This is a genomic window from Hylemonella sp. P2_B10 (genome assembly GCF_056404875.1).
This window is the reverse complement of the sequence record NZ_JBFUDE010000006.1, coordinates 349,125-355,600: the sequence shown is the minus strand read 5'-3', so window position 1 is coordinate 355,600 and position 6,476 is coordinate 349,125. Positions and strand designations below refer to the sequence as shown.

Genomic DNA, 6,476 nt, shown 5'->3' with positions numbered 1-6,476 from the left:
CTGACGTACTGGTCGGTCAGGGGTTCCTTGGCCATGCGCCGGCCATTGAGCAGGGTGAGCGTGCGCATGGGGCCAAAGCCGCGCAGGCTGGTCATGGGGCCGGCCGTGCCTGCATTGCTGCCCAGGGAGTTGGCCTGTGGCAACTCCAGCATGAAATCTTTCAGCTCGGTGTTCAGCCGTGCGTCCAGTTCAGCAGCCTTCATGGTCGTCACCGGCAAGGCGCTTTCGTCATTGACGCGGCGGATGATGGAGCCTGTCACCTCCACCCGATCCAGACGGCTGGATTCAGGCGCGGGTGCGGCCGGCGCGGTCTGGGCGGCAGCCTGGTCCAGCATGGCCAGGCTGGCCAAGGCGAGGGTGGACAGGATCAGCCGGGGTTGTTTCGGCTTGCGGCGAAGGGTCATGGTTTTGTCTCCTTGTTGTGGTTCGTGACGGATGGCGCGCCGGTTTGTCAGCCGGTGCGCCGCTCGGGGCACCTCGCGTACCCCATGCCACTTGCGACGAAGGTCTGTCAGGAGGGGGGCCCTGCAGCCGAGGTCGAAGACGGTCAAAGAACTTTGTTGTTTGTCTCAAGCGCGCCATGCATCTGGCGCCTGGGCGGGGTGTTTCATCCGCCTGCGGGTCATCCTCTCGAAAATGTACGGGTCACGCGCTCCAGGTGGGCGCGCATCGCATGGCGTGCCGCCGCCGGGTCATGGGCCGCGATGGCTTCCAGGATCCGGCGGTGGTCGGTCAAGGTCTGCTGTCGCAGGTCCTCGGTTTGAAAATGTTCCTTCAGCTTGTGCCACAGGCGCCCGCGCTGGTTCCACAGGGTTTCAATCACCCCCACCAGCGCGCTGTTGCCGGTGGCGCGGGCAATCGCCATGTGGAAGTTGCGGTCGGCCTGCTCGTTGGCGGCCTTGTTGGAATGGCTGCGCTCCATTTCCAGCACCGCCACCAGGATGGCGTCGATGGCGCTGTCGGTGGCGGAGCGGGCGGCTATTGCCGCCACTTCGGCCTCAATCAGCCGGCGCGCCGACAGCACCTCGAACGGGCCGGGGCCGGCCTCTGGCAGACCGTTGCCGGTATCCACCGGTTCGCTGACATAAACACCCGAGCCCCCACGCACCTCCACCACGCCGCCCAGCTCCAGCGCAATCAGCGCCTCGCGCAGCGAAGCCCGGCTGACGCTGAGCTTGGTGGCCAGGTCGCGCTCCGACGGCAGGCGCTCTCCGGGACGGATTTTCTCGTCCTCGATGAGCTGCTGGATGCGGTCCGCCACCACGCGGTACATGCGTGGCTCCACGGGGTGGGCATCGTTGGCGGCGGGGATGCGGCGGGCGGACATTTGGTAGGGCAGGTTGTTGTTTTGGTAAGGTCGCTATCTTAATCTGGTAAGGCCATCTTAAAGTGGTTCGACCAATTTTTCAAGGTGGACTGGCCAAATTTTGATTTTGGTGGCATACTTGCCACAACACTTTCGATCTCACCAGACCCGCCCAGACGGGTGTGCGCGGGTGTTGAATAACAAGGATTTCACGTTGACAAATGCCAACATCCCGGCCAGCACCACGCCACGTTTCATACGCATGCATGCGCAAGACAACGTGGCCATCGTCGTCAACGACGGTGGGCTGCCCGCTGGCACGGTGTTCCCCGATGGCTTGAAGCTGGTGGAAGGCGTTCCCCAGGGCCACAAGGTGGCGCTGGCCGACCTGGCGGAGGGCGACGCGGTGCGCCGCTACAACGTCACCATCGGTTATGCCAGCCGCGCGCTGCCCCGGGGCAGCTGGGTCAACGAAGCGGCACTGCGCCTGCCCTCGGCCCAGTCGCTGGAAAACCTGCCCATGGCCACGGTGAAGCCGCCGCTGGCCGAAAGCCTCACCGGCTACACCTTCCAGGGCTATCGCAATGCGGACGGCTCGGTCGGCACACGCAACATCCTGGCCGTGACCACCACCGTGCAGTGTGTGGCCGGCGTGGTGGAGCATGCTGTCAGGCGCATCAAGGCCGAGTTGCTGCCGCGCTTTCCCAACGTGGATGACGTGGTGGGGCTGGAGCACTCTTATGGTTGTGGTGTGGCCATCGACGCGCCCGGCGCCGAAGTGCCGATACGCACGCTGCGCAACATCAGCCAGAACCCGAACTTCGGCGGCCAGGCCATGGTGGTCAGCCTGGGCTGCGAGAAGCTGCAGCCGGCGCGCCTGTTTCCCAAGGGCAGCATCCCCATCATGGGTGACAAGGACGTGCCGGTGGTGTGTCTGCAGGACGCCGGCCACATCGGCTTCCAGTCCATGATTGATTCCATCCTGAAGATGGCCGAGCAGCAGTTGACGGTGTTGAACGCCCGCCAGCGCGAAACCTGTCCGGCCAGCGACCTGGTGGTGGGCGTGCAGTGTGGCGGTAGCGACGCGTTTTCCGGCGTCACCGCCAACCCGGCGGTGGGCTTTGCCACCGACCTGCTGGTGCGCGCGGGCGCCACCGTGATGTTCTCCGAAGTCACCGAGGTGCGAGACGGCATCGACCAGCTCACCTCGCGTGCCGCCACGCCCGAGCTGGCCCAGGCCATGGTGCGCGAGATGCAGTGGTACGACGCCTACCTGAAGCGCGGCGGTGTCGACCGCAGCGCCAACACCACGCCGGGCAACAAGAGTGGCGGCCTGTCCAACATCGTGGAAAAGGCCATGGGCTCCATCGTCAAGTCCGGCACCGTGGCCATCAATGGCGTGCTGTCACCGGGTGAGAAGCTGCCGCAGGGCCAACGGGGCCTGATCTACGCCGCCACGCCAGCCAGTGACTTTGTCTGCGGCACGCTGCAGGTGGCCGCCGGCATGAACGTGCACGTGTTCACCACCGGCCGCGGCACGCCTTACGGGCTGGCGGCGGTGCCGGTGGTCAAGGTGGCCACGCGCAACGACCTGGCGCGCCGCTGGCACGACCTGATGGACGTCAACGCCGGGCGCATCGCCAGCGGCGAGGCCACGATAGAGGACGTGGGCTGGGAGCTGTTCAAGCTGCTGCTGGACGTGGCCAGCGGCAAGCAGACCTGGGCCGAGCACTGGGGCCTGCACAACGCGCTGACGCTGTTCAACCCAGCCCCCATCACCTGATTTTGTGTATTCGATGACTGTTGACATGACTTCCTCCGCCAACAAACTCTTTCGTACCCTGCTGTTGACCGGCGCCGCCGGTGGCCTGGGCCAGGTGCTGCGCGAACCGCTGAAGCAACTGTGCGACACGCTGCGCCTGTCCGACCGCGTGGCCTTTGGCGACGCTGCCGGGTCCGAGCAGGTGGTGCTGGCCGACCTGGCCGATGCCATCGCGGTGGACGCCATGGTCAGCGGGGTGGACGCCATCATCCACATGGGCGGCGTCTCGCTGGAGGGGCCGTTCAACCCCATCCTGCAGGCCAACATCCTGGGCGTGTACAACCTGTACGAGTCGGCGCGCAGGCATGGCGTCAAGCGCGTCATCTTCGCCTCGTCCAACCACGTCACCGGGTTTTACCGCCAGAGCGAGACCATCACGCCGGCGCATGCGCCGCGGCCCGACGGCCTGTACGGCGTCAGCAAGGCCTTTGGCGAAGACCTGTCGCGCTTCTACTTCGACCGCTACGGCATAGAGACCGCCTGTTTGCGCATTGGCTCGTCGTTCCCCGAACCTCGGGATCGCCGCATGCTGGCCAGCTGGTTGAGCTATGGCGACCTGTTCCGCCTGATCACCGCGGCGCTGACCACCCCGGTGCTGGGCCACAGCATCATCTACGGTGTGTCTGACAACCCCGTCACCTGGTGGGACAACGACAGCCACGCCCGCCATGTGGGCTATGTGCCGCAGGACAGCTCCGCGGTGTTCACCGACAAGGTCTATGCCAGCACGCCGGCGCCTGATTTGAGCGACCCGGCGGTGCAGTTCCAGGGCGGCGGCTTCGTCAAGGCGGGCCCGTTCGAATGAGCGCGCTGACTGTGCAGACGCTGGGGCATTTTCGCAACCAGGTGGGCGAGAGCCCGGTGTGGCGCGCCGATGAAGGCGCCCTCTATTGGGTGGACATCCCGCAGCGCCGGCTGCAGCGCTGGCGCGACGACCAGCTGGACCAATGGCAGGCGCAGCAGGCGCTGGCCTGCATTGCGCCGGCCAGCCAGCCGGGCAGCTGGATCGCCGGCATGGAGACCGGCATTTTTGAGTTGCGCCCGCAAGCTGACGCCAGCCTGCAGGTGCGCCCACTGGCCAGCATGGAACACGCCGCGCCCAACATGCGCTGCAATGACGGCCGCTGTGACCGCCAGGGCCGCTTCTGGGTCGGCACCATGGTGCAGGACATGTCCCTGGCCAGCAAGGCCGGCGCGTTGTACCGCTATGACACTGCCAGCGGCCTGACGCGCGTGCTGGATGGCCTGATCACACCCAATGGCCTGGCTTTCAGCCCCGACAGCCGCACCATGTACCTGTCGGACTCGCACCCGTCGGTGCAACTGATCTGGGCCTTCGACTACGACCCGCTCAGCGGCACGCCCAGCAACCCGCGCGTGTTTGTCGACATGAACAAGTTCCCCGGCCGGCCCGACGGCGCCGCGGTGGACAGCGAAGGCTGCTACTGGATCTGCGGCAACGACGCTGGCGTGGTGCACCGCTTCCGTCCCGACGGCACGCTGGAGCGCTCGCTGGAAGTGCCGGTGCGCAAGCCCGCCATGTGTGCCTTCGGTGGCCCCGAGCTGAAGCACCTGTTCATCACCTCCATCAAGCCGCCGCAGCCCTTTGTCGGCCACGAGGATGCGCCCGATGGCGCACTGTGCGTCACCCAGCTGGAGGTCGCCGGCCTGCCCGAAACACCGTTCAGGCTGTAACGCCTCTTGCAGCCTTCAAGCGATTACAACCATCAAGAGAGAGAGAGAGAGACAAACCATGAAACACCCCACCACAACGGCACCCAGACCAGCTGCCTTCACCTTCAAGCGTCTGACCACGGCCTTGCTGTGCACCGCACTGTTTGCTGCCGCCAACCTGGCCCAGGCGCGCACCTTCCGCAGTGCCGACGTGCACGCCAAGGATTACCCCACCAACATGGCCGTGCAGTACATGGGAGACCAGCTGGCCAAAGCCAGCGGTGGCAAGGACAAGGTCAAGGTGTTCAGTGACGGCTCGCTGGGCTCGGAGAAGGACACCGTGGAGCAGGTGAAGATAGGCGCGCTGGACATGGTGCGCGTCAGCACCGCGGCCTTCCACGGCATCGTGCCCGAGTCCATGATCCCGTCGCTGCCCTTCCTGTTCCGCGACATCAACCACTTCCGCGCCACCATGTACGGTGCGCAGGGCGACAAGATCCTGGCCTCCTTCGAGAAGGCCGGCTTCGTTGGCCTGTGCCTGTACGAGAGCGGCGCCCGTTCGGTCTACGCCAAGAAGCCCATCCGCAACGTGGCCGACATGAAGGGCCTCAAGATCCGTGTGCAGCCGTCGGACCTGTGGGTCAACCTGATCAAGGCCATGGGCGCCTCCCCCACGCCAATGCCACTGGCCGAGGTCTACACCGGCCTGAAGACCGGCCTGCTGGACGCCGCTGAGAACAACATCCCCTCGTACGAGGAGGCGCGTCACTACGAATCTGCATCCGTCTACTCCGAGACGCTGCACGTGATGTCGCCCGAGGTGCTGGTGTTTTCCAAGAAGGTGTGGGACACGCTGACGCCGGCCGAGCAGACCGCATTGCGCAAGGCCGCCAAGGAATCGGTGCCGTACTACGCCAAGCTGTGGGACGCCAAGGAGAAGGACGCCCGCGCCCATGTGCTGAAGGCCGGCGCCAAGCTCATCCCGGCGGCCGAGATCGACCGCAAGGGCTTCGTGGAGGCTGAAAAGCCCATCTGGGACAAGTACAGCAGCACGCCCGAGCTGAAGGCCTTGGTGAACGACATCGTGTCGGCCAAGTGATAATGCGGGCTGAATGTTTGCGCTAACATTGTGCCGGTGGTGCGGCGCTGATTCAGCCCAACAGTAGCAAAAATAAGAGGAGACACAGCCATGCAATGGCTTGACGTTTTGTGCGTGCGCCTGGCCCGTTGGGCGCTGCATGTGGCCAGCGCCTGCCTGGCCGGCCTGGGCCTGGTGGTGATCTTTGGCGTGGTGATGCGCTATGCCTTCAACGACCCGCCCGCCTATGTGGAGCAGGTGGCGCTGCTGCTGGTCATCACGGTGGCCATGTTCGGTGCCGCCGCCGGTGTGCAGGCCAGCGGCCACATCGGGCTGGATTCGGTGGTCAAGCTGCTGCCGCAAAAGCTGCAGACTATCTGCATCATCGTGGTGGAGTTGTTGGTCATTGTGTTCGCCGTGTTCCTGCTGTGGGGCAGCGCGCAGATGGGCCTGTCCACCCGGCATGACGACATCCCCACGCTGGGCATTTCCGAAGCCTGGCGCTACGCCCCCTCGCTGATTGCCGGGGCGCTGATCCTGCTGTTCAGCATTGACCACCTGCTGGCGCTCAAGCGCCCGAGCGCCGCCGGCTGATC

At 65.3% G+C, this 6,476-nt stretch carries 7 protein-coding genes; 5 read left to right on the top strand and 2 right to left on the bottom strand.

The features are described from left to right. Together AC1DX2_RS24465 and AC1DX2_RS24460 are read right to left on the bottom strand one after the other, a co-directional pair. Positions 1 to 404 (bottom strand): TonB-dependent receptor plug domain-containing protein (locus AC1DX2_RS24465; protein ID WP_477199039.1); only part of this gene is annotated, 404 nt, incomplete at its 3' end. Positions 405 to 622: 218 nt separating this feature from the next. Next, positions 623 to 1,327, bottom strand: a complete 705-nt coding sequence (locus tag AC1DX2_RS24460; protein WP_477199038.1) for a FadR/GntR family transcriptional regulator — start codon at positions 1,325 to 1,327, stop codon at positions 623 to 625. Positions 1,328 to 1,568: 241 nt separating this feature from the next. Here AC1DX2_RS24460 and garD point away from each other — a divergent pair, with 241 nt between their 5' ends. From garD to AC1DX2_RS24435, 5 genes are all read left to right on the top strand, one after another. Then, entirely contained in the window at positions 1,569 to 3,089 is a 1,521-nt protein-coding gene (gene garD, locus AC1DX2_RS24455) for a galactarate dehydratase (protein ID WP_477199050.1), read from the top strand. 25 nt (positions 3,090 to 3,114) lie between these two features. Beyond that, the gene (locus AC1DX2_RS24450; protein ID WP_477199037.1) at positions 3,115 to 3,933 is read left to right on the top strand and encodes an NAD-dependent epimerase/dehydratase family protein; all 819 of its coding nucleotides are present in this window, start codon (positions 3,115 to 3,117) and stop codon (positions 3,931 to 3,933) included. Next, positions 3,930 to 4,823, top strand: coding sequence for an SMP-30/gluconolactonase/LRE family protein (locus tag AC1DX2_RS24445; protein ID WP_477199036.1), 894 nt, complete (start codon positions 3,930 to 3,932; stop codon positions 4,821 to 4,823). Before AC1DX2_RS24450 ends, AC1DX2_RS24445 begins: the two co-directional genes overlap by 4 nt. A 58-nt stretch (positions 4,824 to 4,881) precedes the next feature. Further along, on the top strand, positions 4,882 to 5,901 hold the full coding sequence (locus AC1DX2_RS24440; RefSeq protein WP_477199035.1) for a TRAP transporter substrate-binding protein: 1,020 nt from the start codon (positions 4,882 to 4,884) through the stop codon (positions 5,899 to 5,901). 90 nt (positions 5,902 to 5,991) lie between these two features. After that, a complete protein-coding gene (locus tag AC1DX2_RS24435; protein ID WP_477199034.1) occupies positions 5,992 to 6,474 on the top strand; it encodes a TRAP transporter small permease in 483 nt (160 codons plus the stop codon). Positions 6,475 to 6,476 lie beyond the last annotated feature (2 nt).

Excerpts from the sequence above, each read along its gene's own strand:
- AC1DX2_RS24435 (WP_477199034.1), top strand. The coding sequence starts at position 5,992 with ATGCAATGGCTTGACGTTTTGTGCGTGCGCCTGGCCCGTTGGGCGCTG.
- AC1DX2_RS24440 (WP_477199035.1), top strand. The coding sequence starts at position 4,882 with ATGAAACACCCCACCACAACGGCACCCAGACCAGCTGCCTTCACCTTC.
- AC1DX2_RS24445 (WP_477199036.1), top strand. The coding sequence starts at position 3,930 with ATGAGCGCGCTGACTGTGCAGACGCTGGGGCATTTTCGCAACCAGGTG.
- AC1DX2_RS24450 (WP_477199037.1), top strand. The coding sequence starts at position 3,115 with ATGACTTCCTCCGCCAACAAACTCTTTCGTACCCTGCTGTTGACCGGC.
- AC1DX2_RS24460 (WP_477199038.1), bottom strand. The coding sequence starts at position 1,327 with ATGTCCGCCCGCCGCATCCCCGCCGCCAACGATGCCCACCCCGTGGAG.
- garD (WP_477199050.1), top strand. The coding sequence starts at position 1,569 with ATGCATGCGCAAGACAACGTGGCCATCGTCGTCAACGACGGTGGGCTG.